This window comes from Burkholderia sp. HI2714 (assembly GCF_002223085.1).
Taxonomy (GTDB): domain Bacteria; phylum Pseudomonadota; class Gammaproteobacteria; order Burkholderiales; family Burkholderiaceae; genus Burkholderia; species Burkholderia lata_D.
Map to the genome: position 1 here is coordinate 17,414 of NZ_NKFM01000035.1, position 23,409 is coordinate 40,822.

Genomic DNA, 23,409 nt, shown 5'->3' on the forward strand with positions numbered 1-23,409 from the left:
AATAAATAGAATGGTGTAACGCGCCGCTACCGCCCCAGGCAGCCGGCCGCCCAGCCAAGGAGATTTGCATGACCGACAGGACTTACAAGATTGCCGTGATTCCCGGTGACGGTATCGGCCGCGAAGTGATGCCCGAAGGCCTGCGCGCACTCGACGCCGTGACCGCGCGCTTCGGCGTCCGCTTCGACTTCGTCCAGATCGACTGGGCGAGCTGCGACTACTACGCGCAGCACGGCAAGATGATGCCGGACGACTGGAAGGCGCAACTGTCGGACATGGACGCGATCCTGTTCGGCGCGGTCGGCTGGCCGGCGACGGTGCCCGATCATATTTCGCTGTGGGGCTCGCTGCTGAAATTCCGCCGCGAGTTCGACCAGTACATCAACCTGCGGCCCGCACGCCTGTTCGACGGCGTGCCGTCACCGCTCGCCGGCCGCCGCGCGGGCGACATCGACTTCATGATCGTGCGCGAGAACACCGAGGGCGAGTATTCGTCGGTCGGCGGCACGATGTTCGAAGGCACCGAACGCGAGATCGTGATGCAGCAGTCGATCTTCACGCGTCACGGCACCGAGCGCGTGCTGAAATTCGCGTTCGACCTCGCACGGCGGCGCGCGAAGCGCCTTACCGTCGCGACGAAGAGCAACGGCATCGCGATCAGCATGCCGTGGTGGGACGCGCGCACGGCCGAGATGGCCGAACGCTATCCCGATATCGCCGTCGACAAGCAGCACATCGACATCCTGTGCGCGCGCTTCGTACTGCAGCCTGACCGCTTCGACGTCGTCGTCGCGTCGAACCTGTTCGGCGACATCCTGTCGGATCTCGGGCCGGCCTGTACGGGCACGATCGGCATCGCGCCGTCGGCGAACCTGAATCCCGACCGCAAGTTTCCGTCGCTGTTCGAGCCCGTTCACGGCTCCGCGCCCGACATCGCGGGGCAATACGTCGCGAACCCGGTCGCGATGATCTGGTCGGCAGCGTTGATGCTCGACTTCCTCGGCAACGGCGCGGGCCGCGAACGCGAAGCGCACGACGCGATCGTCGCCGCGATCGAGGACGTGCTGCGCACGGGGCCGCATTCGCGCGATCTCGGCGGCAACGCGGGGACGCAGGAAGTGGGTGAGGCGATCGCCGCGCGGATCGCGGGCTGACGATCATGCCCGGCGCGTTCGCACGCGCCGGTAGTGACTGCGCGAATCGGTGAACGGTGAGCGACGTGCGGTGAGCAACACGCAACACATTTGCGCACGCGTGCGAATTCCGTCGCCTGCACGGTGAAGTCGAGTGGTGAGCAACACCGCACCGCAATGCGCACGGCTCTCGCTATCCGTCGTCGACGTCGACACGATCGGTGAGTTGCACATCGCGCGCGTGCACACCGATCGTCAATCCACTGCCGGCGCTGTGCGATCGGTGAAATGCATCACGCGGTAAAGCACACCGTTGCGTGCAAACACGTGCATCACGAGATGCCCACGTGTGCGGCGCGTCCGCTTTGCCCGATGCGATGCCGCGTCGAACGGCTCACTGCACACAGTCCGACGCGACATTTCACCTCCTCCCGAAAAATCTCACCTTCGACGCGCCGACTCCCGGATTTCCTCACCGTTGCATCCCTGTGATGCGTTCGTCGATCCGTCGAGTCGAGCCGACGCGCGCATCACAACCCGAGGTCGGACAGCCCCGGATGATCGTCCGGACGGCGACCAAGCGGCCAGTGATAGAGACGATCCTGCTCGCGGATCGGCAAGTCGTTGATGCTCGCGTGACGATGCGCCATCAGGCCGTTCTCGTCGAACTCCCAGTTTTCGTTGCCGTACGAACGGAACCAGTTGCCGGCGTCGTCATGCCATTCGTAGGCAAAGCGCACCGCGATGCGATTGCCGTCGAACGCCCACAGCTCCTTGATCAACCGGTAGTCGAGCTCGCGCGTCCACTTGCGCTGCAGCAGCCCGACGATCTCGTCGCGGCCGGTCACGAATTCCGCGCGGTTGCGCCATCGGCTTTGCGGCGTATAGGCGAGCGACACGCGCTGCGGGTCGCGCGTGTTCCACCCGTCCTCGGCGGCGCGCACCTTCTGGCGCGCCGTTTCGAGCGTGAAGGGCGGAACGGGCGGACGGACTTCGGGGGAAGCGGACATGGATTGCTCCTGTTCAGGTTCTGGCCGCGGACAATCGCGGCCGGTTCGGATTCGCTGCTTCGACTAGCGGGACACCGCGTCGAGCAGTAGTTCGGCCGTTGCGCGCGCGTCGCGCGCAGCGTTTGCATCGCCGGTTACGAGTGCCACGCCGATTGCACCGTCGATCAGCACGAGCCACTGGCGCGCCAGTCGCGCGAGCCCGCGACGCTCGATGCCCGTTTCGTCGGCATACGCATCGAACCGCTCGCGTACGAATGCCAACAGGCGTGCCTTGTGCTCGCGTGCAACGACGCGCACGGGGTCATCCGCGTCGGGAATCTCGCCCGACGCGTTCAGGAACGCGCAGCCGTGAAAGTCGTGCTGCCCGAACCAGTCGCGCAGCACGTCGAACATGCCGAGCAACTGCACGCGTGGCGCCTTGCCGCGCGCCAGCGTTGCATCGACGAACCAGCGCATCCAGCGCTCGTCGCGACGTTCGAGCGCGGCCACGACCAGCGCCTCTTTCGATTCGAAATGCGAATAAAAGCTCTTTCGGGCCGCGCCGGATCGCTTGACGATCGCATCGACGCCGGTTGCATGGATACCGCCCGAATAGATCAACGCTTCGGCTGCATCGAGCAGCCGGTCGCGAACGCCCGGTTCGGCGGAGGAGTCGTGAGGTGTGTTCATGGGTTTACGGTAGAACGATCGTTCTCCGTCGTCAACACCAGCATGCAAAAGCCCTGTCGACGAGAGGGCTGAACCGCGGCCTGGACGGACGACGTGGGCCGCTTCGTTTACGACATTTTTTCTTGAAGCGGACGCGCGACGCTCACTACACTTCGGTCACCCTGTCTGGGCGAAAGGACATCATGCAGCGACCGGAATCCGCGCGCCCCTGCGCGCCTATGCGGCTTATGCGAAGCGGCTCGACGGCCGCGTCGTCGTGCGGCGCTTCGACCCGCGCAACGATTCGTACGACACGTTGACCGCGCTGCTGCATCGCGCGTTCGCACCACTCGGCGCACTGGGCTTCAACTGCCCGGGCGTCGACCAGCCGGCCTCGGCGACCCGCGACCGCGTGCTCACCGGCGAGTGCTTCGTCGCGCTCGGCAATGCCCACCTGGTCGCGACGATGACGATGCGTTCGCACGATCCCGATTCCCGCTGCGATCCGTACCGCAGCCGGCACGTCGCGACACTCGGCCAACTGGCCGTCGATCCCGTCTGGCAGGATCACGGCATCGGCCGTTCGCTGCTCGCGTTCGCGCAACGGCGGGCCGCCGCGCGCGGCGCGACGCACCTCGCACTCGACGCGCCGTACGCGGCAGTCCGGCTCATCGATTTCTATCGCCGCGAAGGATTTCAACCGGTCGACGTGATGCGCTTTCCGGGACACAACTACGACAGCGCGATCCTGTGCAAATCCGTCAGCGGCGGGAACGGTCGCATCGTTGCCGGCGAAACGGCGCAGTTCGACGTCACGCGGCACGTCGGAGCCGCTTCATGAAACACGACATGCCGAAGCGCGAGCGCGACGACGATCACACCCGGCTCGACGTCCGGCAGGCACGGGTGCGTGCGGCGCGGCGGCTGCGCGGTGTGTTGAAGCTGACGATTCTCACGATCGCGGTCGCCCAAGCGCTGGCGTTCGCGTTCGAATGCCTGCTGGTGATGGCCGGCTTCGCGCCGGATGCCGCGACGGTGCTGCTGTTCCGCTTCGTCACGTGCGCGCTCGTCAGTTTCTGGCTGCAAGCGGACGCGTTGCGCGCCTATCAATACGCGGCACAACACGGGTTCGTCACCGTTCCCGGCGCGCACGGCGATCCGGCCGACATCGCGCCGCAGTGCCCGAAACGCTGGCTCGTCATGTTGAGTCTTCAGCTCGACCCGCGCGGGTTGAATGGTGAACGGATCAAGTAGCGGCCTGCGCACCGGTCGATGTCGATTGGTGTCGATCGCTTCGCGCATGAGTGAGTCGCAACGACACGTGAAGGCTCACGGTTGATGGTGTGATTCGGCATGGCATCGCATGGCGTGCGTAGCGAACGGTCACGCGGCAGGTCACGAGGGAAGTGCCCGGAAGAGGGGGAGCAAGTGCCGAACGGTGTGATGGCGTGATGGCGGGAAGCGGGACGACTGCCGACAGGTGAAGTGAACGTGCGATTGCAGGTCACCGATGTGCGATCGTGTCGCGATTCGGCGCGCAAACACGGCTCCCGAATAATCTCACCTTGAGGGCGGATCCGCGTGTTTCGACTCGAAAACGCAGACGTGAAACAGAAACGGGGCAGGCGGCAAACACGCCGCACCGCCCCTTCGGCACTCAGACCGTCCAGTCGAGAATCACCTTGCCGCTTTCGCCGGACAACATCGCGGCGAAGCCTTTCTCGTAATCGTCGGCCGCAAAGCGATGCGTGATGATCGGCGACAGGTCGAGGCCGCTCTGCAGCATCGCAACCATCTTGTACCAGGTCTCGAACATCTCGCGACCGTAGATGCCCTTGATCTCGAGCCCCTTGAAGATCACCTGGTTCCAGTCGATCGCCGTCTGCGCGGGCGGAACGCCGAGCAGCGCGACCTTGCCGCCGTGGTTCATCGCCTCGAGCATGCTCGTGAACGCGCTCGGCACGCCCGACATTTCGAGGCCGACGTCGAAGCCTTCGGTCATGTGCAGGTCGGACATCACGTCGCGCAGCGACTCGCGCGCGACGTTGACCGCGCGCGTCGCGCCCATCTTGCGCGCGAGTTCGAGCCGATAATCGTTGATGTCGGTGATGACGACGTTGCGCGCGCCGACGTGCTTCGCGATCGCGACGGCCATGATGCCGATCGGACCCGCGCCGGTGATCAGCACGTCTTCGCCGACGAGGTTGAACGACAGGGCCGTGTGCGTCGCGTTGCCGAACGGATCGAAGATCGATGCGAGATCGTCGGAGATCTCCGGCGGAATCTTGAAGGCGTTGAACGCAGGAATCGCCAGATACTCGGCGAACGCGCCTTCGCGGTTCACGCCGACGCCGACCGTGTTGCGGCACAGATGCCGGCGCCCCGCGCGACAGTTGCGGCAGAAACCGCACGTGATGTGGCCTTCGCCGGACACGCGATCGCCGATCGCGAAGCCGCGCACTTCCTGCCCCATCTCGACGATCTCGCCGACATACTCGTGACCGACGTGCATCGGCACGGGAATCGTCTTCTGCGCCCAGTCGTCCCACTTCCAGATATGGATGTCGGTGCCGCAGATCGCCGTGCGGCGGATCTTGATCAGCACGTCGTTGTGGCCGACTTCGGGGCGCTTCACGCGCGTGAGCGTGAGGCCGGGGCCGCGCTCGAGCTTTGCCAGTGCTTTCATGATCGCGCCTCCGTCAGATGATGCCGAGCGACTTGCCGACGCGCACGAACGCGGCGACCGTCTGGTCGATCTGCTCGGGCGTATGCGCGGCGCTCATCTGCGTCCGGATGCGCGCGCGGCCGCGCGGCACGACGGGGAACGAGAAGCCGATCACGTAGACCCCTTCGTCGAGCAGCTTGTCGGCCATGTTCGTCGCGAGCTGCGCGTCGCCGAGCATCACCGGGATGATCGGATGCGCGCCCGGCACGAGCGTGAAGCCGGCTTCGGTCATCTGCTGGCGGAACCGCGCGCCGTTTTCGCGCACGCGCTCGCGCAGCTTCGCGCCTTCGTCGCTGCCGAGCAGCTCCAGCACCTTCAGCGATGCCGCGGCGATGCTCGGCGTGAGCGTGTTCGAGAACAGGTACGGGCGCGAGCGCTGGCGCAGGAGTTCGATGACCTCGCGACGCGCGGCGACATAGCCGCCCGATGCACCGCCGAGCGCCTTGCCGAGCGTGCCCGTGATGATGTCGACGCGGCCTTCGACGCCGCAGTGCTCGGGCGTGCCTCTGCCGTGCGTGCCGATGAAGCCGACCGCGTGCGAATCGTCGACCATCACGATCGCGCCGTAACGATCGGCGAGATCGCAGATGCCTTTGAGATCGGCGATGATGCCGTCCATCGAGAATACGCCATCGGTCGCGATCAGCTTGTGGCGCGCGCCCGCTGCGTCGGCTTCCTTGAGCTTCGCCTCGAGGTCGGCCAGGTCGTTGTTCTTGTAGCGGAAGCGCTTCGCCTTGCAGAGGCGAACGCCGTCGATGATGCTCGCGTGGTTCAGCTCGTCGCTGATCACCGCGTCGTTCTCGTCGAGCAGCGTCTCGAACAGCCCGCCGTTCGCGTCGAAGCAGCTCGAATAGAGGATGGTGTCCTCGGTGCCGAGAAACGCGGCCAGTGCGCTTTCCAGTCGCTTGTGCACGGTTTGCGTGCCGCAGATGAAGCGTACCGATGCCATGCCGAAGCCGTCCTGGTCGAGGCCGGCCTTCGCCGCGTCGATCAGGCGCGAATCGTTCGCCAGACCCAGATAGTTGTTCGCGCAGAAATTGAGCACGCCAGCACCGCCGGCGAGCCGCACGTCCGCCGCCTGGGGACTCGCGATCTCGCGCTCGGTCTTGTAAAAACCGTCCGCGCGGATCTGGTCCAGCGTCCCGCGCACCTGGGCGAGAAAGGCATCACGCATCGCAAAGCTCCTGACAGGGTTTCGCATTCCGCAACGCGCCACTCGTGGCGGCGGCGCAACGGCCTGCTACTGTTATAGTCGGTCGTTCGGTTGACCGCATTTATCCGATATTCCGAACTAGAATTCGAAATATCGAACAACTCTAAGCGAACGGAATCCAAATGGCAAGTTCCTCCGGTTCGCGGCGCACGCCTGCCAGCGCCGCACCGCAACCGCCAGCCGCCACGCCGCCGCGTGTCGGCGAGCAGATCCAGCGGCTGCGCAACGAACGCAAGCTGACGCTCGACGACCTGTCGCGCGCGGCCGGCGTATCGAAATCGATGCTCTCCGAGATCGAACGCGACAAGGCCAACCCGACGATCGCCGTTGCGTGGCGCCTGACGAACGCGCTCGGCATCACGCTCGACGAGCTGTTCTCGCAGCCGAAGGCAGCCGAGACGATCCGCGTAGACGGCCCGCACGACATCCCGACGCTCGCCGGCCATGACGGCCGCTACCAGTTGCGCGTATGGGGCCCGATCGACCTCGCCGGCAAGTTCGAGTGGTACGAGCTGACGCTGCCGGGCGGCGGCGCACTGATATCGAACGCCCACGAGCCCGGCACGCGCGAGCACCTCACCGTGCTGCAGGGCGCGATGGAAATCGAAGCCGCGGCAGCCAGCCGGCGCCTGAAGGTAGGCGACACCGCGCGCTACCCGGCCGATGAGCCGCACGCAATCCGCAATCCCGGCAAGACCGAGGCGCGGGCATTGCTGATCGTGATCCATCGCTGACGGCGCGAATAGCTGGCCGAACGGCCAATTGCAGGCCAGTTGCGGAAAACACTGTATGTTTGTACAGTATACGGACATTCCGCCATGCATGGGCCGGAGCCGGCGCACCGAGGCGCCTGCCCGGTCGACAGGAGCCTGCAATGACAGAAGAACAAGATTTGGCCGCGCTCAGCTTCAAGGCTGCCGCGCACGACCTCGAGCTGATCGTCCGGCATATCGCCGGGCGCTACATCCACCAGCGCGTCCCGCTGACGTGGCGGCTGCTGCACGCCATCGAGGCCGAGGCGCTTGCCGATCTCGGCTTTGCCAGCCGGCACGAGGCCGGCATGCGTCAATTGTTCGAACGGCAGTTGGACATGACGTTTCCCGAAACGGACGAACCGATCGACTTCGGGCGCTCGAATGCGCTGCCCGCCGTATTTTCGTTCGCGGTTCTCGCCTATGAAGCAGCGTCAACTGCGTCGAACGACACGGCGTCGCACGGGCGCGTTCATCGCGCGTCCAAGGCGTGGGGTGACTGACTCCCAGCCCGGGCCGCTTCGTATGGCGGCCTTGTCCAGCCTCTTGCTGCCCGAGACGTTGCGGAAAGGGCTACCATATACGCAACTAACGGAATAAATCACATGTCTCTTCCCGCCTCTCCCGACACCCCGGCACGCCCGGAAGAAACAGATCTGTTCGACCGCAGCGCATCCGACTGGATCGTCTCGCCGGAAGCCGCATTCGATGCCTGGCTGGCGATGCAGGACTATCGCCGCTCGTCAGCCGACGTCTATCGCGCGCAATGGGGCGCGTTTCTCACATGGATGCGCGCACACCAGAAGAATCTGGCCACGGTCGATACCGCAACCATCGCAAATTTCGTCGGCGAACTTCCGATCCGGAAAACCCAGCGAATGCGCTATTTGCGGCTGATCGAGCGCGTGCTCGACCACATCCGGCGCGCCGAATATGCGTCGACCAACCCGGCCCGGTTCATTGCTCAGGATGGCGAAGCGAACTGGCGCAAGGCGCGCGACAACGAACCGACCGGTTTCCTCACGCCGGCCGAGCGCGCGACGTTGCTCGCGTACCTGTTTTCGCCGATCGGCGTATCCGGTTCCGCGTACTGGAAAGAGCGGCGCGACCGCGCGCTCGTTGCCGCCTTTCTCGGTGCCGGCATCAAAACCGGCGAAGCGCGAGCGCTCACCATTAGTTGCATCAATACGAGTGGAACGTCACTGCAGATCGAGTCGACACATCCGGATTTCGCACGCGAAACCCACCTGGCATCGTTCGCGATCGCCCTGCTGGAAGCCTGGCTCACCGAACGCAAGCGCCAGGATATTCCGGGGGAGCTCGTGTTCCCGGCATCCCATGCCGGGCGGCCGATGCACAAGGCGACGATGCTGCGCGCGATCGACGCAATCGTCGAATCCGCCGGGCTCACGTCGTCACGCACCGCGCGCGCGAGCCCGCAAACGCTGCGCAATACCTATGCGGCTGAACTGTTCGAACACGACGTGCCGCCCGAACGGGTCGGCAAATGGCTGGGCTTCATGCGGCCGATCTCGTCGAACCGCTTGCATCGTGCATGGAAGAACTGGCGTGACGGGCTGGCCGACGGCAACGGTGACGCGTCCGATAGCGACGAAACTCGCTGATCACTCATTGGCTGCTCACGCGAAGCGATCCGTGAGCAGCCTTGTATGACGTAGCCTCACCGTTTCACAGCTCCCGAAAAACCTCACCTCAAGCTTTCCGGATCGTCTCACCTGTGTGGCGCGGCCTATGCTGTCGTCATGTGTGTGCGAATCGCGCGACCGCTTCGAATCGGGACGGCCATGCGCCCGAAGCATGCTCGCACTCGGGGCAGGCCACTTCGAAACCTTCTTCGCCGTGTGACAGCTCCGGCTCACCGTCGCAATGCGGACAATGGGCCGGCACCGGAATCTCCTGATCCAGCGAGGTGCCGATCGCGGCAAACGCTTCCGCATCCAGTTGCCCGGCATCGGCCAGGCGGCGGATCAGCGCCGCGACTTCCGGATTCATGCCGCGGCTGGCGCGCAACGAACTCACTTCGCGCGTCGCACGTTCCAGTTCATCACCCTGGCTGCGCAACTGTTCTTCGAGCCGGTCGGCGCGTGCCTTGGCCGAACTCAGTTGCTGCAGGAAATCGAACTCCTTGCGTTGAACGTCGCGCAAACCGCTCTGGTAGGTCGACGCCATGCTGCGCAACGAATCCAGCTCGACCAGCATCGGCTTGACGCGGCGTTCGGCTTCGGCCACTGCGTCCTTGATTTGCTGCGCGTAGTGCTCGGTGCGCTGCTGCAGTTCGGCCTGCAGCGCATCGATGCGATCGCGCAACGTCGCATTTTGCGTCTGCTCGGCTTCGACGCGACCGGCGGCCGCGGCCAGTTCCTTCTCCAGTCGGGCGACTGTGGCGAGCAGCGTCGCTTCGCTGGCCGAACCGTGCGTCGTTTGCGACGCGAGCTGGATCTCGAGTTCGGTCACGCGAGCCTGCAACTGCTCGTTTTTCGCTTCGCCACGCGCGAGCGCGCCTTCGAGCGTCTCCTGGCGGACGGTTGCGTCGCGCAACCGCTGTTCGGCGTCGGCAATGCCGGCGCGAACCTGCTCGCGATCTCCATCGAGACTGTCCCGCGCGGCTTTCAACGCTTCTTCATAGAGTGCGCCGAGCAATGCCCCCGCCTTTTCCTCGACGGCTTTCGGGATGGCGGCACCATCGAGCCTGATTTTGGAGGCGGAACGGATGCGCTCCCAGAAATGGTCGATGTCTTTCGGGATATCGCTGGCGCTGCCGGTCTGGGTTAGATCGCGGACGTTGGCAGCCGACGGCCTAATGCCAAGATCGAAGAACAACCGCTTGCATGCATGCAGCGACAGTTCCTGCCGTCGTGCACCGTTCGCACGCAGCGATTCCAGTTCGTCCCGAATGGCTTGGCGTATGTCGTCCAGGGTCATCGCTGTGCTCACAGACATTGAAATGTGGCAATCATAACGAAATACGTATCTATCGATACCTTTTTCGGCTTGCCGTTGTGAATTTACGTCGCTTTGCACAGAAATCAGGTCTGTGAGCCAATCCGGACGACTGTGGTCCAGGATCCCGTGAAACAAAGCGAAGAAAGTCAGCCAAGTCCTTGTCTCGCAAGCATTTTCCTGCAGACCCCGAATTTCGGCATTTGTTTCACATGACAGCGGATCCGATTGCCTGTCGGTGTTCAGGGGTTGGGGTGTCTGTGGAAAACTCGTCAGCCGATGTCTTGAGAGTATTAGAAGTAAACACCCTTGAACCCTTAGTTAAAAACGTTAACGCCACGGCACAGCCTTATGCTGCAAGGCTTTCCGGCCGACAAGGTGAAGTTTTACGGGAGCCAAGGTGATCTTCTGCGGGAGCTGACGTGATTGGGTTCAGGGAGCTGCGTGAGCCGTTGCGGGAAAGGTCGTGAGCGGATTCGGGATCACAGTGAAACACGAGATTTGCCAAAGGTGAGGTTTTTCGGGGCCTCACAGCCACAGAACCCGCGCGGTGCCTGACTGCACAGTTTTCTGCCTGTGCAGACATAGGTGAGAATTTGCGGGACCTTCTTCGCGCCCCGATTCTGCCCATCTTTTAGGCAGTTTTTCCGAAAGGTGAGGTTTCACGGGACTCCACGGGTGTTTGGTGTGAGGATTTCCGGGAAACGACCGCCATTTTGCACCGCAAAGGCGCTCGTGGGGGCCGGTGAAGCCCTAAAGGTGAGGCTTTTCGGGAGGGAAATCCGGGTTTTCCTGCCCGGATCCCCTTGAGGTGAGATTTTTCGGGGCCCCGATCATAGGCTGTGATTCCGGCCACAGGTGAGACTTTTCGGGAATGGAATTTGCCCGAAAAATGGTCAAAGGTGAGGTTTTTCGGGACCTGTGAGCGGCTGAATTCGTCGAAAAGCCCGCCAGGACTGGAAGACATCTCATTTTTGCTGTGCCACTTTTTGGCACAGGTGAGATTTTTCGGGGCCTGACATGAGGTTGTCGCATGAAGGAATTTGGTCGAAAGGTGAGGCTTTTCGGGGGATGCCGGCGACGCACAGCCAAATGCCTTCTGTGCATAAGTATCGGAAGGCATTGGGATTTTTGATACCGAGGCGGTTACGGTGAGGTTTTTCGGGAGTCATTCCCGTGCCTGGGGCGGCACAGCGATTTTTAGGTAAGGTGAGCCTTTTCGGGAGGCCTTGGTAGTGAATCCCGCGCGTGTCGGGCATTCGCCGATATCCGGACAAATGAAGACACTGTGCTTGAGGTGAGTATTTTCGGGACCCGATACGGTTGGTGCGCTGTACAATGCGCGCCCGGGCCGGCAAAGCACGCCTGATCGGGTCGCGCGGGCCGGTTTCGCAGGCGTCTTTCGGGAAGTCGGATCCGATTCCGATTACCCGGTAAGTCACGCCTGTACATGCATACAGGCCGATGGAGGGCGATCGGGAGGCGCGCCGACGTGGGATCGCAACGCTGTGCCGAACGCACAGCTGCGCAGTCGTAAAATTACGACAAATCGAAAGGTGAGCCGATACGGGAGCTCATTCCGCACGTGTCGTGCACAGGTGAAATTCTGTGAATCGGCGCATCCCGCAGCACGTCTGGACGAGTCCGGAACGCTGCAAATCCGGAGCGGTGAGGGTTTTCGGGAGCGCCTGGGGTGAGTGCCGTTTTGCACGCGCACTTCACCCGCTATGGTGAGCATGTCGTTCTGGACGCACTTCACCGCAGGCGCTATCCTTCCGGGAAACTTCTCCTCCGACCCGACGTATGGCCACGACGAAGCGCGCCAAGAAAACCGATGTGGATGTGGTGAGTGCCAGTTCAGCCGAATTGCGGAAGGCCGTCGAGGCGATCGCAATTCAGCCGAAGAGCGGCAAGATCACGCTCCTCACTCGCAAGCTGTTCAATGTCCTGCTGGCCGTGGCGCAGCAGGCCGACGACTCGGGCGATACGTATCGCGCGCTGCTGTCGGACATCGTTGCCAACTCCGCCTTTGATTCGAACGACACCGCGCTGGTGAAGGAACACCTGCGCCGTATGGTGTCGGTGCAGGTCGAATGGAGCACGGGGACGTCGAGCCAGAAGCCGGGCCGCAAGTGGGGGATCTCGACGCTGATCGCCGATGCGGAAATTCTCGAGGATCCGGCGACCCGCCGCGTGTGGGTCGAATTCTCGTTTGCGCCGAAGATCAAGAAGAAGCTGCTCGACCCGGTCCAGTATGCGCGTCTGAGCCTGCAGTTCCAGAGCCAGCTGCGCAGCAGCGCCGGTCTCGCGCTGTACGAAATCTGCGTGCGCTACCTGACGAACCCGAGCCACCTGACGATGCGCGAGCCGTGGGAATGGTGGCGGCCGATCCTGTCGGGCACGCCCGACACGGAAGCCGGCGACGAGGCGAAGCGCGAGTACAAGTACTTCAAGCGCGACTATCTGCGTCCCGCGATCGCGGAAGTCAACGCGGTCACCAACATCTTCGTCGAGCTGATCGAGCACCGTGAAGGGCGCCGGGTTGCGGAGATCCAGTTCCGCGTGACCGAACGCAAGCAGCCGATGCTCGCGCTCGACGAACACCCGAATGTGTTCGACAGCACGCTGGTCGACCGGATGGTGAAGCTCGGAATTCCGTTGAAGGAAGCGCAGACGCTCTATGCGGACAGCGAGGAGAACCGCATTCGTGCCGCACTGCAGATGACCGAGCAGCGGATGCGCAGCACCACGCTGCCGCCGGTGCGCAGCGCGCCGGCGTTGTTCAAGGATGCACTGAAGAAGGGTTATGCGCCGCCGGTCGAGTCGGTCGACGCGCTGCCTTCCGGCACGCCGTCCCCGAAGATTGCAGCGGCCCAGCCGGACGATCTGAAGGCGCGCCTGCTGAGCGAGTTCGCGGCGTTCCGCCGCAAGGAAGCGAAGGTGCTGTACGAAGAGCAGGGCGACGCGGAGCGCGAAGTGGCACGCGAGTCGTTCGAATCAGAGGCGCTGCCGACGATGGGCACGCATCTGCGCGATGACTGGCGCAAGCGCGGCCTCGATTCCAAGCTGGCCGAGACGGCCTTCTTCGACTGGCTGGCCCAGAGGACCTGGGGCGAGCCGACGGACGGCGACCTGCTGTCGTTCACGCTGAATCAGTCGCGGGCCGCCTGAGGCCTGCTCAGGCCCGCTGACGGGCCGCCGCCGGCCCCGCCCTCGATTGGCGGGCCCGGCGTCCTCACCAGGCCCTGCCGGCCGTTTCCATCACTCGGACAACAGCATCCGCTCGAGCTGCTCGAGGATCGCGTCGCGCTTGTCCTTCGGGAGACCGCGCAGGCGCAATTCGATACGATCTTCGCCATACGACTTCAGGTCGCCGACCGACTTGCCGCCGAGCTTGATCTCGAGACGCTGCGCATAGCGCTGACGGCCCGTGGCCTTCGGCGTTTCCTGCGCCGCGACGCGGCCCTTGACGATGTCCGACACCTGGCGCGTGCTGAGATCGTCGGACACGATCTTGTTGATCAGCCGCAGCGTCGCCTCGGTGCCGCGCGCATTGTGATATCGGCCGACCTGATACGCCATGTTCGAACCGAAGCGATCAGGGCGCGCGACCATTTCCTGCATGATCGCTTCCGGCAGCTTGCCGATCGACAGTGCGACGGCCACCGTCGATTCGTCGAGGCCGAGGTGCTCGGAGAGCTCCTTCTGGCTCTGGAAATGCTTGTCGTCGAGGAAGCGGCGCCATACGACGGCGTTGTCGAACACCGTTTGTGAATCGCGCTGGACGTTGAGATCGTAGCCGAGCTTGTAGCTCTGGATGCCGATCGGCACGTCGATCACGATCGCCTTGACCGATTCCTTGTTCGCTTCCTTCAGTGCCCGCACGCGGCGGCCGCCGTCGCTGACGAAATACGTGCCCGGGTTCTCATAGTCCGGAATCACATGGATCGCCTGCTGCTGCCCTTGCTTGGCGAGGTTGACCGCGAGTTCGGCGATCGACGACTTCAGATAGAAGTGCCGCGGATTGAACGGGCTATGCTTGATCGCCTTCAGCGGCAGCTCGATCACCTGCCCCGGTGCATAGCGGTTCTCGAGACGCCACGCGCGATATTGCGCCGATTCATCGATCGACGGATCGAGCGTGAGTTCAGGAGCGGACGGCGGCGCGATGTCTTTCTTTGCCGACTTGGTCGGTGCCGGAGTGGGCGTCTCGGACTTGACGATGCCGTCGATCGCATTGAGTCGATCAAGCGCCGTGCGCTTCTCGCTCGTCGTGATATCCGGGCGCGCTTGGAATCCTTTGGCAAATTGGGAGGGTTTCATGTGACTCCTTTGTGCGCATAAAGTCAGGGCAGCATGGCGACGATTTCGTCGGCGCATGCGCGAATTTCTGCGGCGGCCAGCTTGCCGCCACGATCGTTCATCTGCAGCACGGTCTGACCGAGCGCCATCGCCTGCTTGTACGCCTCCCGGGTCGGGATCTGCGTTTTCAGCAACGGGAAGCCGAGTTCCTCGAGCGCACGCTTGAGCTCGCGGGTCAGCATGCGCTTCTCTTCGGTCTTGTTCAGCAGGAAGACGGCGCGGAGGTCTTCGTTCATGACCTGCGCCTGCTGGATCAGTTTGACCAACCCGACGCTCGACCAGTAATCCGCCGGCGACGACGACGTCGGGATCACGGCAATCGATGCGGCCAACAGGACCACGCCCGATACCTTCTCGGTGATCGACGGCGGGCAGTCCACGACGATGATGTCGTAGTCGTTGATGAACTTCTTGATCTCGCGATGGATCTGGCCATCGGCTTCGGCCAGGTTGACGACCGGAAACGGAATGCCGGTGTCGCTGTCGCCGGATGCGCTCGACCAGTGAACCAGTGTGTTTTGACGGTCTGCGTCGATGACGAGGACGCGCTTCCCTTTTTCATGGAACGCGGCACCGAGGTGCATGGCAATCGTGCTTTTGCCGACGCCACCTTTTTGTTGAGTGACTGCAATGATTTCCGCGGCCAATTTTCACTCCTATTTTGGTCGTTGGAATTCTACAGGACGATATTTGGATTTCAATGAAATTGTCGTTCGACAACTACGTATTGGCCATTTGGGCTATCGGTTTATGCGCATAAACGAACCGACGATGGATGATGACTCGATCGCATGGTGAGGCGGATGGCTGAGAGGTCGGTGAGCGACTCGGTGGGGTTCCAAGTGGTGCCGTCGGTGTGAGTAGCGAGTTGCCGCGCGTGCCGTGTGCACTGCCCTATCGCTCGATGAGGTAGCCTCGGCTGAGAGCTGGAGAGTTTGTGCGCATAAACTCTCCGCGGAAACCGTGGCGCGGGATCGTGCCGGGAGGGCAGGCGCTTCTGATCGTAGGTGTGAGTGGTACACCCTGGCTGGGTATGCAGCATCGAGGTATGCCACTTGACCTGCGTACGTCGACCCAACGCGCTATCCAGGCGCTACGTTTATGCGCATAAACCGCGAGCGATAGATGGCGAGTAACGAAGGTCACCTCCCGACCGCACCGGAATCCAGTGCCGGGCGACTGACTTGCGGGGCAGAATACCGACGCAGCAATCCCACCGAGCAGGCATCACACCGAGCAGGCATCACACCGAGCAGGCATCACACCGACGCGCCTGCATTCACCGCTCCGCGAATTGCGAGGTCCCCGTGCTCGGCAGTCGCCCGCTTTATGCGCATAAACCGGCCGTCCTACGAAGCCACCGGCTACACCCCTTGCAGACCGAACCCCACCGTATTGGCCACACGTGCAGACCTTTATTCATCATCCCGCGATTGAGTCCCGCTCGCCTTTATGCGCATAAACCCACCAATTCATTGAAGCGCATTCCGACCAGCACTCCCCTCTCGCGATCCATCGCACCGCCTCATCCACGTGGCGTTACGAAGCAGCGAATCCGCGCCCGATCTCCCGATTCCTCGTCGCCTGCCCCACCAAGCCCCCAATACAGACTGGCTACAATACAGGGCTCTACCTTCCAGGCCTGAATGATGATCACGATCTACCACAACCCCCGATGCTCGAAGTCACGCGAGACGCTTGCGTTGGTCGAGTCGCTGAATACCACCGGTGCGCCGTTGAATGTCGTCGAGTACCTGAAGACGCCGCCGACGGTCGAGGAACTGGAAGCGCTGCATCGGCAGCTTGGCCGCCCGGTTCGCGACATGCTTCGCGACGGTGAGGAGCCATACAAGGCGCTGAATCTGGCCCGCACCGATCTGACCGATGCGGAAGCCTATGCGGCAGTTGCCGCTCATCCGATTCTGCTGCAGCGACCCATCGTCGTTTATCGCGGCAAGGCCGCCATCGGCCGCCCGCCCGAATCGGTGCAGGCGCTGTTCGAATAATTCTTGCCCGTCGTATTTTTCTGATTGCGTCAGCCCGGCGCAAGCACTAGCACTAGCGCGAGCATCGGCAATCGAAGCCCGCTCGCTCGATCACCGGGCTGCACGCGACCACGGCCCTCACGATCGCCGTCACGCGATCCGGGCCTAGCCTTCCCCGGACGACACTCCGTCATCATCCGGGGCAGGCCCCCGCCCCGCCGCCGCTTTCGCGGCCGTCCGCAGCAGCGCGATCTGTCCGCGATAGGCCCTGCAGCCACTACAGGTCGGCAGGTGTATGCGCACCTGCAGGCGCTCATGCAGGGTCAGATGGCGGTCGAGCGCATCCGACAGCAGTCGCGTCACGTCAGTACATTTCCCCGGCAGCATCTTCGGTCGTCAGTCCTTGTTCGCTCAGGCAGGTTCGCAGGCGCGTGCGCGCCCGGTAAAGCAGCACGCTGCAATGATTCGTCGTCAGCGTCAATTCGCTGCAGATGTCCGTCATTTCGAAGTCGAGGAATTCGCGCATCATGAACACGCGCCCGATCTGCTCCGGCAGATGATCGAGGCAGGCCTCGAACAGCGTCCAGAACTGCTGCTGCTGCAACAGCGTTTCGGGGCGTGGCCACGGTCGCGGCTTCGCATGCGCGGCCCAGTGCCCGTTTTCCTTGAACAGCTCGCGATCGAGCACCGACTCGCCGTCGAGCTCGGCATCGAGCGCGGACAAGCTCACCGTCCGCTGCCGCGCGCGCAGCACGTCGATCAGCTTGTTGCGCAGGATGCCGAACACCCAGGTCTTGTGCGCCGACAGCCCCGCGAAATCGCCCGCATGCGACCACGCGGCGGCGAGCGCTTCCTGCACGGCGTCTTCGGCCGCATCGGCATCACGGAGCTGGAGCCGCGCGAAGCGCAGCAGGTCGCGCCGCAATTGGGCGAGATAAACGGGATCGTCGAAGGCGGACGGCATGGATGGGTTGCAAGTGTCTCGAGGCGATCGCGCGTGCGCCACAGGGCAGGCGCATCGCAGTGCGAGCAGCTTACTGGGCGCGGTGCCGGCCTGCAATGCATGTTCCGACACGAATTCACGAAACCGGCCGGCGCGCTGCGCTATGCTTGCCGAACCCTGTGTCGCGTGTCGGCAACGACCCGCGGTAGGCAATCTGTAACGTCAGAACATCACGGCCGAGTTATCCACAATTTCTGTGGAAAACCTTGTGGAAAGTCGGCCGGACGGCCCCGTGGGGCGGTTCGCGGGCTGGCTTGCCTATAAACAGACCTTTGTCGCCCGTTCGGAAGCAATCGATCCGATTCCTCACTCACCGGAAGGAGAATGCCATGTCCTATCGCATTGCTGTGGTCGTCGGCAGCCTGCGTCGCGCTTCGTGGAACCGCGCGCTCGCACACGCCGTGATCTCGCTCGCGCCCGCCGATTTCTCGTTCGAGTTCGTCGAGATCGGCGAGCTGCCGCTGTACAGCCAGGACTACGACGCGGATTTCCCGGAAGTCGCGAAGCGCTTCAAGCAGTCGATCGAGGCCGCCGACGCGCTGCTGTTCGTCACGCCCGAGTACAACCGCTCGATTCCGGGCGTGCTGAAGAATGCGCTGGACTGGGGCTCGCGCCCGTGGGGTTCCAACTCGTGGGCGGGCAAGCCGGGTGCCGTGCTCGGCACGTCGCCGGGTGCGACGGGCACCGCGCTCGCGCAGCAGCACCTGCGCAACGTGCTCGCGTATCTCGACGTGAAGACGCTCGGGCAGCCCGAGATGTTCATCAAGCACGATCCGGCACGCATCGACGACCAGGGCCAGATCGTCAGCGAAGACACCCGCAAGTTCCTGCAGGGCTTCGTCGATCGCTACACGGGCTGGGTGCGCTTGCTGAAGTCGGCCTGAGCGCCACACCCGATCACGCCGCCGGCACCGGCGCGGGCCCGCACGCAGCGGGTCACGTGCCTGCGTGCCGCGCGTGTTGTGCATCGCGCGCTTCACGGATGCCCAGCAGGATCTCGTCGAGCAGCGCGATGTCGAACGGCTTCGACAGCACGCGGACGTTGACGGTGCGCGTGCGGTCGAGCTCCTCCGCGTAACCCGTGACGAGTATCACGGGCAGTTTCTCCGGCCGCTGTTCGACCGCTTCGGCGAGGTCGATGCCGTTCAGGCTGCCCGGCATGTGGATATCCGAAATCACGAGATCGAACGCGTCGTTCGCGGCCGCGCCTTCGATCAGGCGCAACGCGTCGTCGGCGGTGGGCGCGTAGGTCACGCGGTGCCCGAGCAGCGACAGCAGCGCTTCGGTGCCGGCCGCGACTTCGCTGTTGTCCTCGACGAGCAGCACGTGCAGCCCGGCGAGCGCCGCCGCCCCCGCATCGTGCGCGACCGCCGGCGGACGCGCGACGACATCCTCGACGCGTGCGCGCGGCAGGTAGAGGCGCACCGACGTGCCGGCGCCGACCGCGCTGTCGATCGTCGCGAGGCCGCCCGAGCGTTCGCAGAACGCGAACACCTGCGGCAGGCCGAGCCCCGTCCCCATCCCCTGCGCCTTCGTCGTGAACAGCGGCTCGAACGCGCGCGCGAGCACGTCGGGCGCCATGCCCGAACCCGTATCGTCGAGCGAGATCTGCACGAAATCGCCGGTGAGCGGAAAGCCGTCCTCGCGACGCAGCGTCACGTTGCGCGCGCCGACCGTGAAGCGGCCGCCGGTCGTCATCGCGTCGCGCGCGTTGACCGCGAGGTTGATCACCGCGAGCTCGAGCTCCGCGACGTCGACGCGGATCGGCCAGACACCGGGCTCGATCGCGACGACCAGCGACGATTTCGAACCGAGCGATGTCTTCAGCAATTCGCGGCACGTGTCGACCCATTGTCCGACGTCGATCGTTTCGTTGTGCAGCGGCTGCTTGCGCGCGACACCGAGGAGCTGGCGCGTGAGCGACTGCCCGTTCTTCAGCGCGCGTTCGATCGCACCGAGTTCCTTGTCGAGATGCTGGACCCCGCGCCGCCGCGCGATCTGCACGTTGCTCGAGATGATCATCAGCAGGTTGTTGAAGTCGTGCGCGACACTGCCGACGAGGTTGCCGAGCGCCTGCATCTTGCGCGACTGCCGGTACGCCGATTCGATCGAGCGCCGCATCGACGCTTCGGCCTGCCAGCGGTCCCACGCCTCCTCTTCCGCTTTCAGCCGCTTGAGCGACAGCCAGATCACGGACCACAGCGCGACCGACGGCGCGAACATCGAGAGGAACAGCACGCTCAGGTGTTCGTACCATTCATGCCAGATCGCCGATGTGCGGTACGAGCACGTCACGTAGACGGGATAGCTGCCGACCTGGCGATACGCGACGATTTCGCTGCTCGCGCCGTCGTGGCGCACGCGCACGACGCCGGCGCGCGGATCGTTGCGCGCGTCGCCGAACGTGATCGCGCGATCGGTGTGCGCGAGTGCCGGCGGCGGCGGATACGACGCGATCACCGCGCCGTCCGAGCGCGCGAGCGCCATCGTCATCGGCGTGCTCGCTCCGCCGAGCAGGTCGCGGTAGAACGCGTTGAAATACGACGACTTCAGCGCGATCGACACCATCCCGGCGAACGAACCGTCGCTATGGCGCCGCGCGACGCCCGTGTTGAACACGGGAATGTTCTCGAGCTTGAGCGGCCCCATCATCAGCCGCGAGATGTGTTCGATGACCTTGCCGTCGCGGATGCCGGCGAAGTCGTCGCGGTTCGCGATCGACGCATAGGGCGCCGGATAGTAGAGGCTGTTCGCGAGCAGCATCCCGCTCGCGCCGAAGATCGACACGGCGGCCACCTGCGGATAGCCGCCGCCGATCGTGTTCAGCGCTTCATGGATGTCGGACTCCCGGTTGCGCACGGTCGCGTCGTCCATGTCCTGCACGAGATCGACGATGCGCGCATCGAGCGTCTCGCTCAGGTCGAACACCTTGAGCGCATGCTCCTCGGCCACCCGCACCGTGCGCATCGTCACGTCGCTTGCAGCGGCCTCGCGCGTCTTCAGGTCGTTGTACGCCATCACCACGACGTAGATGCACGGCAGCACGATCGCCGCGACGAGCAGCACGATCAGCGTCACGCGACGCACCGCGAAATCGTGCTCGGGCGCACCGGACGCATAGGTGCCGTCGTCCTGCCAGTCGTCGGCGGGTGGAGAGGCGGGAGCGTGGGAATCGGCGGGCCGGTCGGACGTCATCGAGGAAGCGGGTGAAGCGGAAGTGTCTGCCATCATAAACGAGTTGCGACGGCCCGCTGCGCGGCCCCGGACGTCAGCCATCCTGTCGATTTCGACAGGGGAAATTGTCAGATTGAAAACGCGACGAATCCGGCAGCGCAAACGTACACAAGGAAAAATTTTGCGTACTTATCTCGAAAATGGTCGTGGCTGTTTTCGGAATGGCGCGTGTTCGGACCAATTCTGTTCGAAATGGTGAAAATGGCGAGTTGCATCGCCTCCGGTTTACTCAGAGAATCGCGCCTTGCTTTCCCTATGACAGATATATGCGCCCGCCGGTGTTCGCCGCGCGGTGCGTCGCGCGCACCCGCGCCGCGGCGCCCGCGCGCGGCCGCCAGACGGTTGCCCGCACCCGAACGCATGGCGCCTAAAGAAGTGCGCCGCGCGGTCGTTAACGCGAGAGAGACCATTCCGTATACCGCATCGCCCCATGCCTTTGCCGATTGTAATTGCCGACGATTCGCTGCTCGCTCGCAAACTTCTGACAAAGGCGCTGCCGGGAGGCTGGGACGTCGAAGTCGCGTATGCCGCGAATGGTCGAGAGGCTCTGGCGCTCTATCGTGACGGCAAAGCTTCCGTGATGTTTCTGGACCTGACGATGCCCGACATGAGCGGATATCAGGTTCTCGAGACACTGCGCCACGAAGATCTGAACACGTTCGTGATCGTGGTATCCGCCGATATTCAGCCGCAGGCGCAAGCACGCGTGCGCGAATTGGGCGCGATCGCATTCGTAGCCAAGCCCGTGACGTCGGAGGCATTGCTGCCCATTCTCAAGGAGTATGGGTTGTATGCCTGACTCGGTGTTCACGGCGGAGCAACGCGACGCGTTGCAGGAGATCGCCAACCTCGCAATGGGCCGCGCCGCCGCGCGGCTCGCGTTGTTGCTCGAGCACTTCATCGAGCTGTCGGTGCCGCGCGTGCGGGTCGTGAAAGCGACCGACGCGGGTGACGCGCTGCGCGAGATGACGGGCATTCACGACAACGTGACCGCCGTGCGCCAGGGTTTTCGTTCCGACATCAAGGGCGAAGCGATCGTGTTGTGCCGCACCGCGAGCATCGCGCGGCTCATGTCAGTCGTCGACCGCACGTTCGGCGATGGCGTGTACGGCGGGATGGCGACACCCGACGAAGTCGTGTTCGACGTCGCGAACGTGCTGATGGGCGCGTGCGTCGCGTCGATCCTCGACGAGCTCGGCCGCAAGCCCGTGTTCTTTCCGCCGGGGCTGCTCGGCGCAAACGTGTCGTTCGACGACGTATTCCAGCCGACCGAGCTGGCATGGAGCGTGGCATTGCTGCTGGAAGTGAACTTCGGGCTCGAGGACCACGCGTTCCGGGCCCACTTCGTGATGCTGATGGCCGAGGATTCGATCCGGCTGATGGGCGACGCGCTCGACGCGTTGCTGTCCGCGCTATGACGGCCGCCACCTCGTCGCTGAGCGACCTCGTGATCGAGCGGGTGGGCTTCGGCCTGTTCGTGCTCGACCGCGCGATGACCGTGCTGATGTGGAATCGCTTCATGCAGGACCACAGCGGCATCCCCGCCGCGGACGTGATCGGCCGCAACCTGTTCGACTGTTTTCCCGACCTGCCGCGCGCGTGGCTGTCGCGCAAGCTCGAGAGCGTGTTCCAGCTCGGCAGCTTCGCGTTCAGCTCGTGGGAGCAGCGGCCCTACCTGTTCCGCTTCGAGCACGACCGGCCGATCACGGGGGGCGTCGACTACATGCAGCAGGACTGCACGTTCATGCCGCTCACGCGCGGCCGCGACGTCGAAGCCGTGTGCGTGACGATCTCGGACGTCACGCATGTGAGCGTGATGCAGCGCGAGCGCGAGGAAGCGGTCGCGAAGCTGCGCGAGCACGCGAATCGCGATGGCCTGACCGGCATCGCGAACCGGCGCTTCTTCGAGGCGCGGCTCGGCGACGAATTCGCGCGCTGGCAGCGCTACGGCGGCGACATGTCGGTGCTGCTGTTCGATCTCGACCACTTCAAGACGATCAACGACCGTTTCGGGCATGCGGCCGGCGATGCCGTGCTGCGCGAGACCGCGCGTCGCGTCGCGTCGATCGTGCGCGCGCAGGATACGTTCGGCCGTTTCGGCGGCGAGGAATTCGCGCTGCTGCTGCCGTGCACGAATCTCGACGAGGCGATGCTGGTGGCCGACAAGGTGCGCGATGCGATCGGCAGCGTGCCGGTCGATGCCGAGGGGGTCAGCGTGCCGGTGACGGCGAGCGTCGGCGGCGCGTGTGCGAAGGCGGGCGCGCCGTCCAGCGATGTGCTCGTCAACGAGGCCGACGCCGCGCTCTATCGCGCGAAGCGGCTCGGGCGCGATCGGTCGGTCGCGTATGCATAGGTAGCGCATCCGCCCCGCGGTGCGTGGCGC

At 64.0% G+C, this 23,409-nt stretch carries 23 protein-coding genes; 12 read left to right on the forward strand and 11 right to left on the reverse strand.

What is annotated here, in order from left to right:
- Positions 1 to 68: 68 nt before the first annotated feature.
- The gene (locus CFB82_RS18045; RefSeq protein WP_089484746.1) at positions 69 to 1,154 is read left to right on the forward strand and encodes a tartrate dehydrogenase; all 1,086 of its coding nucleotides are present in this window, start codon (positions 69 to 71) and stop codon (positions 1,152 to 1,154) included.
- A gap of 509 nt (positions 1,155 to 1,663) precedes the next feature.
- Here CFB82_RS18045 and CFB82_RS18050 read toward each other — a convergent pair.
- Positions 1,664 to 2,143 carry a nuclear transport factor 2 family protein gene (locus tag CFB82_RS18050; RefSeq protein ID WP_069250362.1) on the reverse strand — a complete coding sequence of 160 codons (480 nt, stop codon included), beginning with the start codon at positions 2,141 to 2,143 and terminating at the stop codon, positions 1,664 to 1,666.
- A 63-nt stretch (positions 2,144 to 2,206) separates the two neighbouring features.
- Positions 2,207 to 2,812 (reverse strand): TetR/AcrR family transcriptional regulator, encoded by a 606-nt coding sequence (locus CFB82_RS18055; protein ID WP_069250361.1) that lies wholly within the window; start codon positions 2,810 to 2,812, stop codon positions 2,207 to 2,209.
- 256 nt (positions 2,813 to 3,068) lie between these two features.
- Here CFB82_RS18055 and CFB82_RS18060 point away from each other — a divergent pair, with 256 nt between their 5' ends.
- Together CFB82_RS18060 and CFB82_RS18065 are read left to right on the forward strand one after the other, a co-directional pair.
- Positions 3,069 to 3,632, forward strand: a complete 564-nt coding sequence (locus CFB82_RS18060; RefSeq protein WP_235986646.1) for a GNAT family N-acetyltransferase — start codon at positions 3,069 to 3,071, stop codon at positions 3,630 to 3,632.
- Positions 3,629 to 4,045, forward strand: a complete 417-nt coding sequence (locus CFB82_RS18065; protein WP_089484747.1) for a hypothetical protein — start codon at positions 3,629 to 3,631, stop codon at positions 4,043 to 4,045. The genes CFB82_RS18060 and CFB82_RS18065 overlap by 4 nt, the downstream gene beginning before the upstream one ends.
- Before the next feature lie 403 nt (positions 4,046 to 4,448).
- On the opposite strand, the gene tdh is transcribed toward CFB82_RS18065, so the two are convergent.
- Together tdh and CFB82_RS18075 are read right to left on the reverse strand one after the other, a co-directional pair.
- On the reverse strand, positions 4,449 to 5,477 hold the full coding sequence (gene tdh, locus CFB82_RS18070; RefSeq protein WP_089484748.1) for an L-threonine 3-dehydrogenase: 1,029 nt from the start codon (positions 5,475 to 5,477) through the stop codon (positions 4,449 to 4,451).
- Positions 5,478 to 5,490: 13 nt separating this feature from the next.
- Positions 5,491 to 6,690: a glycine C-acetyltransferase gene (locus tag CFB82_RS18075; protein ID WP_089484749.1), complete on the reverse strand. Its 1,200-nt coding sequence runs from the start codon at positions 6,688 to 6,690 to the stop codon at positions 5,491 to 5,493.
- 161 nt (positions 6,691 to 6,851) lie between these two features.
- On the opposite strand from CFB82_RS18075, the gene CFB82_RS18080 reads away from it, so the two are divergent.
- From CFB82_RS18080 to CFB82_RS18090, 3 genes are all read left to right on the forward strand, one after another.
- Positions 6,852 to 7,463, forward strand: a complete 612-nt coding sequence (locus tag CFB82_RS18080) for a helix-turn-helix domain-containing protein (protein WP_069250357.1) — start codon at positions 6,852 to 6,854, stop codon at positions 7,461 to 7,463.
- Between the two features lie 140 nt (positions 7,464 to 7,603).
- Positions 7,604 to 7,984 carry a DUF2471 family protein gene (locus CFB82_RS18085; RefSeq protein WP_089484750.1) on the forward strand — a complete coding sequence of 127 codons (381 nt, stop codon included), beginning with the start codon at positions 7,604 to 7,606 and terminating at the stop codon, positions 7,982 to 7,984.
- 102 nt (positions 7,985 to 8,086) lie between these two features.
- Complete coding sequence (locus tag CFB82_RS18090) at positions 8,087 to 9,106, forward strand: tyrosine-type recombinase/integrase (protein WP_089484751.1); 1,020 nt, start codon at positions 8,087 to 8,089, stop codon at positions 9,104 to 9,106.
- A 136-nt stretch (positions 9,107 to 9,242) separates the two neighbouring features.
- On the opposite strand, the gene CFB82_RS18095 is transcribed toward CFB82_RS18090, so the two are convergent.
- Positions 9,243 to 10,424, reverse strand: a complete 1,182-nt coding sequence (locus tag CFB82_RS18095) for a DNA-binding protein (RefSeq protein ID WP_089484752.1) — start codon at positions 10,422 to 10,424, stop codon at positions 9,243 to 9,245.
- 1,821 nt (positions 10,425 to 12,245) lie between these two features.
- On the opposite strand from CFB82_RS18095, the gene CFB82_RS18105 reads away from it, so the two are divergent.
- Positions 12,246 to 13,613 (forward strand): replication initiation protein, encoded by a 1,368-nt coding sequence (locus tag CFB82_RS18105; protein ID WP_089446751.1) that lies wholly within the window; start codon positions 12,246 to 12,248, stop codon positions 13,611 to 13,613.
- Between the two features lie 90 nt (positions 13,614 to 13,703).
- Here the strand turns inward: CFB82_RS18105 and CFB82_RS18110 are convergent, their stop codons facing one another.
- Entirely contained in the window at positions 13,704 to 14,765 is a 1,062-nt protein-coding gene (locus tag CFB82_RS18110) for a ParB/RepB/Spo0J family partition protein (protein WP_069252809.1), read from the reverse strand.
- Between the two features lie 23 nt (positions 14,766 to 14,788).
- A complete protein-coding gene (parA, locus tag CFB82_RS18115; protein ID WP_011353621.1) occupies positions 14,789 to 15,451 on the reverse strand; it encodes a ParA family partition ATPase in 663 nt (220 codons plus the stop codon).
- Between the two features lie 999 nt (positions 15,452 to 16,450).
- Between parA and arsC the strand changes: the two genes are divergently transcribed.
- Complete coding sequence (arsC, locus tag CFB82_RS18120) at positions 16,451 to 16,810, forward strand: arsenate reductase (glutaredoxin) (protein ID WP_089446750.1); 360 nt, start codon at positions 16,451 to 16,453, stop codon at positions 16,808 to 16,810.
- A 144-nt stretch (positions 16,811 to 16,954) separates the two neighbouring features.
- Here arsC and CFB82_RS18125 read toward each other — a convergent pair whose 3' ends face one another.
- Together CFB82_RS18125 and CFB82_RS18130 are read right to left on the reverse strand one after the other, a co-directional pair.
- Positions 16,955 to 17,176 carry a zf-HC2 domain-containing protein gene (locus CFB82_RS18125; RefSeq protein WP_089446749.1) on the reverse strand — a complete coding sequence of 74 codons (222 nt, stop codon included), beginning with the start codon at positions 17,174 to 17,176 and terminating at the stop codon, positions 16,955 to 16,957.
- Positions 17,154 to 17,753: an RNA polymerase factor sigma-70 gene (locus CFB82_RS18130; RefSeq protein WP_089446748.1), complete on the reverse strand. Its 600-nt coding sequence runs from the start codon at positions 17,751 to 17,753 to the stop codon at positions 17,154 to 17,156. Before CFB82_RS18130 ends, CFB82_RS18125 begins: the two co-directional genes overlap by 23 nt.
- A gap of 368 nt (positions 17,754 to 18,121) precedes the next feature.
- Between CFB82_RS18130 and CFB82_RS18135 the strand changes: the two genes are divergently transcribed.
- Positions 18,122 to 18,676 (forward strand): NADPH-dependent FMN reductase, encoded by a 555-nt coding sequence (locus CFB82_RS18135; protein WP_089446747.1) that lies wholly within the window; start codon positions 18,122 to 18,124, stop codon positions 18,674 to 18,676.
- 52 nt (positions 18,677 to 18,728) lie between these two features.
- On the opposite strand, the gene CFB82_RS18140 is transcribed toward CFB82_RS18135, so the two are convergent.
- Together CFB82_RS18140 and CFB82_RS18145 are read right to left on the reverse strand one after the other, a co-directional pair.
- Positions 18,729 to 20,987 (reverse strand): hybrid sensor histidine kinase/response regulator, encoded by a 2,259-nt coding sequence (locus CFB82_RS18140; protein WP_089446746.1) that lies wholly within the window; start codon positions 20,985 to 20,987, stop codon positions 18,729 to 18,731.
- Positions 20,988 to 21,094: 107 nt separating this feature from the next.
- Positions 21,095 to 21,436 (reverse strand): hypothetical protein, encoded by a 342-nt coding sequence (locus CFB82_RS18145; protein WP_083266192.1) that lies wholly within the window; start codon positions 21,434 to 21,436, stop codon positions 21,095 to 21,097.
- A gap of 20 nt (positions 21,437 to 21,456) precedes the next feature.
- Between CFB82_RS18145 and CFB82_RS18150 the strand changes: the two genes are divergently transcribed.
- The 3 genes from CFB82_RS18150 to CFB82_RS18160 are packed head-to-tail and all read left to right on the forward strand — an operon-like array spanning position 21,457 to position 23,379.
- The gene (locus CFB82_RS18150; protein WP_039344648.1) at positions 21,457 to 21,825 is read left to right on the forward strand and encodes a response regulator; all 369 of its coding nucleotides are present in this window, start codon (positions 21,457 to 21,459) and stop codon (positions 21,823 to 21,825) included.
- Entirely contained in the window at positions 21,818 to 22,444 is a 627-nt protein-coding gene (locus CFB82_RS18155) for a chemotaxis protein CheC (protein ID WP_069252804.1), read from the forward strand. Before CFB82_RS18150 ends, CFB82_RS18155 begins: the two co-directional genes overlap by 8 nt.
- Entirely contained in the window at positions 22,441 to 23,379 is a 939-nt protein-coding gene (locus CFB82_RS18160; protein WP_089446745.1) for a GGDEF domain-containing protein, read from the forward strand. The genes CFB82_RS18155 and CFB82_RS18160 overlap by 4 nt, the downstream gene beginning before the upstream one ends.
- Positions 23,380 to 23,409 lie beyond the last annotated feature (30 nt).

Bases quoted from the DNA above. Each gene is read 5' to 3' on its own strand.
- CFB82_RS18045 (WP_089484746.1), top strand. From the start codon at position 69: ATGACCGACAGGACTTACAAGATTGCCGTGATTCCCGGTGACGGTATC.
- CFB82_RS18085 (WP_089484750.1), top strand. From the start codon at position 7,604: ATGACAGAAGAACAAGATTTGGCCGCGCTCAGCTTCAAGGCTGCCGCG.
- CFB82_RS18075 (WP_089484749.1), bottom strand. From the start codon at position 6,690: ATGCGTGATGCCTTTCTCGCCCAGGTGCGCGGGACGCTGGACCAGATC.
- CFB82_RS18150 (WP_039344648.1), top strand. From the start codon at position 21,457: ATGCCTTTGCCGATTGTAATTGCCGACGATTCGCTGCTCGCTCGCAAA.
- CFB82_RS18050 (WP_069250362.1), bottom strand. From the start codon at position 2,143: ATGTCCGCTTCCCCCGAAGTCCGTCCGCCCGTTCCGCCCTTCACGCTC.
- arsC (WP_089446750.1), top strand. From the start codon at position 16,451: ATGATGATCACGATCTACCACAACCCCCGATGCTCGAAGTCACGCGAG.
- CFB82_RS18135 (WP_089446747.1), top strand. From the start codon at position 18,122: ATGTCCTATCGCATTGCTGTGGTCGTCGGCAGCCTGCGTCGCGCTTCG.
- CFB82_RS18080 (WP_069250357.1), top strand. From the start codon at position 6,852: ATGGCAAGTTCCTCCGGTTCGCGGCGCACGCCTGCCAGCGCCGCACCG.
- CFB82_RS18095 (WP_089484752.1), bottom strand. From the start codon at position 10,424: ATGACCCTGGACGACATACGCCAAGCCATTCGGGACGAACTGGAATCG.
- CFB82_RS18125 (WP_089446749.1), bottom strand. From the start codon at position 17,176: ATGCTGCCGGGGAAATGTACTGACGTGACGCGACTGCTGTCGGATGCG.
- CFB82_RS18145 (WP_083266192.1), bottom strand. From the start codon at position 21,436: ATGGTCTCTCTCGCGTTAACGACCGCGCGGCGCACTTCTTTAGGCGCC.
- CFB82_RS18110 (WP_069252809.1), bottom strand. From the start codon at position 14,765: ATGAAACCCTCCCAATTTGCCAAAGGATTCCAAGCGCGCCCGGATATC.
- CFB82_RS18140 (WP_089446746.1), bottom strand. From the start codon at position 20,987: ATGACGTCCGACCGGCCCGCCGATTCCCACGCTCCCGCCTCTCCACCC.
- CFB82_RS18160 (WP_089446745.1), top strand. From the start codon at position 22,441: ATGACGGCCGCCACCTCGTCGCTGAGCGACCTCGTGATCGAGCGGGTG.
- CFB82_RS18155 (WP_069252804.1), top strand. From the start codon at position 21,818: ATGCCTGACTCGGTGTTCACGGCGGAGCAACGCGACGCGTTGCAGGAG.
- tdh (WP_089484748.1), bottom strand. From the start codon at position 5,477: ATGAAAGCACTGGCAAAGCTCGAGCGCGGCCCCGGCCTCACGCTCACG.
- CFB82_RS18105 (WP_089446751.1), top strand. From the start codon at position 12,246: ATGGCCACGACGAAGCGCGCCAAGAAAACCGATGTGGATGTGGTGAGT.
- CFB82_RS18090 (WP_089484751.1), top strand. From the start codon at position 8,087: ATGTCTCTTCCCGCCTCTCCCGACACCCCGGCACGCCCGGAAGAAACA.
- CFB82_RS18055 (WP_069250361.1), bottom strand. From the start codon at position 2,812: ATGAACACACCTCACGACTCCTCCGCCGAACCGGGCGTTCGCGACCGG.
- CFB82_RS18065 (WP_089484747.1), top strand. From the start codon at position 3,629: ATGAAACACGACATGCCGAAGCGCGAGCGCGACGACGATCACACCCGG.
- CFB82_RS18130 (WP_089446748.1), bottom strand. From the start codon at position 17,753: ATGCCGTCCGCCTTCGACGATCCCGTTTATCTCGCCCAATTGCGGCGC.